Source organism: Endozoicomonas sp. SESOKO4 (genome assembly GCF_024606275.1).
In genome coordinates, this window is the sequence record NZ_JAHHPS010000169.1 from 1 (window position 1) to 2,048 (window position 2,048).

The 2,048-nt window shown below is 48.7% G+C and carries 3 protein-coding genes; 2 read left to right on the forward strand and 1 reads right to left on the reverse strand.

Going from position 1 to position 2,048, the window contains the following annotated elements; translation table 11 throughout:
• Positions 1-186, reverse strand: a 186-nt coding sequence (locus KDK16_RS03150; RefSeq protein ID WP_257274638.1) for a hypothetical protein, incomplete at its 3' end; no start/stop codon positions are given.
• Positions 187-509: 323 nt separating this feature from the next.
• Between KDK16_RS03150 and alr the strand changes: the two genes are divergently transcribed.
• Together alr and KDK16_RS03160 are read left to right on the forward strand one after the other, a co-directional pair.
• The gene (gene alr / locus KDK16_RS03155; protein ID WP_257274639.1) at positions 510-1,607 is read left to right on the forward strand and encodes an alanine racemase; all 1,098 of its coding nucleotides are present in this window, start codon (positions 510-512) and stop codon (positions 1,605-1,607) included.
• A 256-nt stretch (positions 1,608-1,863) separates the two neighbouring features.
• Positions 1,864-2,048: winged helix-turn-helix transcriptional regulator (locus KDK16_RS03160; RefSeq protein WP_257274640.1), on the forward strand; the 185-nt coding region annotated here is incomplete at its 3' end.

Below are 2,048 nucleotides of genomic sequence, written 5' to 3' on the forward strand. Positions count from 1 at the left end.
GCCATCATGGTTGTCCTGTAAAATACCGTTGGGTCTGTCGACCTGCGCAAAAACATGACGTTCTTTTCCTGAGGCCGCAATCCGAACCAGCCGACCTCTCTCCTGACCGACCTCTGAAATAATTAGACTGCCGTCGTTTAGTATCAAAACGGACTCAGGATACTCCAGCCCTTCAACAAAAATCATACTAATCCTCTTTAGCTTGTTCGCTGTGTTTGCCGTGACCGAAAAAACGTTACCTCTATCGGGGAGGTATAAAAACAGCTTCAGTCGCTTGTGAACGTTCATGTGGAGAGACAGTTTAGATACAGATGGTGCTTCTTTGTTTAGAACAATAAGAAACAAACTGTAGGGAGATATAGCTATACAGGGTATTATTTAGTCTCTAATAGAATTAATAAAAACACTTAAAGAGCAATAAATTATTAACTGATAGTATTCAGACTTCAGCGTGAGCTGCATTTTCAGCTCGTGACTGTTTGATGTGACTCGGGGGAAATGCAGCAACTATGAGTCGTCCGGCCAGAGCCGTCATCCATCTTGACGCTCTCAAGTATAACTATCGACTGGCTAAATCACTGGCAGCCGGGGGCAATGTTCTGGCCGTTGTAAAAGCTGACGCTTATGGTCATGGTGCCATCCGCTGTGCACAGTCGCTGTCAGAGGAAGCCGACGGATTTGCGGTGGCCTGCATTGAAGAAGCCCTGGAGCTGAGGGCAGCCGGCGTCAGAAACCGCCTGCTTATTCTCGAAGGATTCTTTGATCCTTGCGAACTCACAGAGATTGCCTCAGAAAACCTTGATATTGTCGTCCAAAGTCCGGAGCAGATAAAACAACTTGAACAAACACGACTGGAGAAGCCGGTCAGGGTCTGGCTGAAAATGGACTCTGGCATGCACAGGGTAGGTATTCTTCCCGGTCACTATCGCGATGCCTGGACAAGGCTTGAGCAACTGCCCTGGATCAGCGAGATTCTGTTGATGACTCATCTGGCCTGTGCCGACGAAACAGACAATGGCTACACCCTGCAGCAGCTTGAAGTTTTTGAGCAGCATACCCTTGGATTACCCGGTGAGAGAAGTATTGCCAATTCAGCTGGTCTTATTCATTGCGCTGGTGCCAGAACCGACTGGAGCCGACCGGGTCTTATGCTTTACGGCGCCTCTCCTTTCGATCGTTCTCATGATATTGAATACAGGCTCAAGCCTGTGATGGAAGTTCATTCAGCCATCATCAATATCAAGGAGGTTCCTGCTGGCAGCCAGGTAGGTTATGCCGGTACAGCAGTCACCAACAAAACGACTCGTTTGGGTGTCATAGCCATGGGTTATGCCGATGGCTACCCTCTCGCTCCTAATGGCACACCTGTACTCGTCAATGGCCAGCCAGTGCCACTGACGGGTCGAGTCTCTATGGATATGCTCACGGTTGATCTGTCAGAAATGGCGGATGCGAAAGTGGGAGACTCTGCCTTGCTCTGGGGTAAAGGCCTGCCAGTGACTGAAATTGCAAGACATGCCGGTACCATCCCCTACCAGCTGTTCTGTAACATTAGCCGGGTTTCCGTCTCATACACTCAGCCGGTTCAGTGTAAGGAGGCTGTCTGAGTCAATTTAAAAAAATAGCTATCCTTTTGGCCAGAAAATATGAATGACCGAAGTATCTGTCCAATCCTTTACATTGCAGAACCGATTCAGCCCTTGTATATTTTCTGCCCGTGCCATACTCTTCTTAACCCGTGGCTGAAGCACTTTTATGACGGCCAGAAGCCACGGTCTAAAGGGCATCAGAGTGTACAGACACTTGTGACAATCCGGTCATTTGCACCATGCCCAAAATTACCTGAATCAGACGATTGCTGAAATGAGAAGTCGAAAAGAAGTCGTCCGGCAACTGGACAGGATTGATCGTAATATTCTTCGAACACTCCAGGAAAACGGCCGTATTTCCTACGTGGATCTGGCAGACCGGGTGGGACTGAGTACCACACCCTGCATGGAAAGGGTCAAGCGTCTCGAGCGTGAAGGCATTATTCAGGACTATAGTGC

Bases quoted from the DNA above. Each gene is read 5' to 3' on its own strand.
- alr (WP_257274639.1), top strand. From the start codon at position 510: ATGAGTCGTCCGGCCAGAGCCGTCATCCATCTTGACGCTCTCAAGTAT.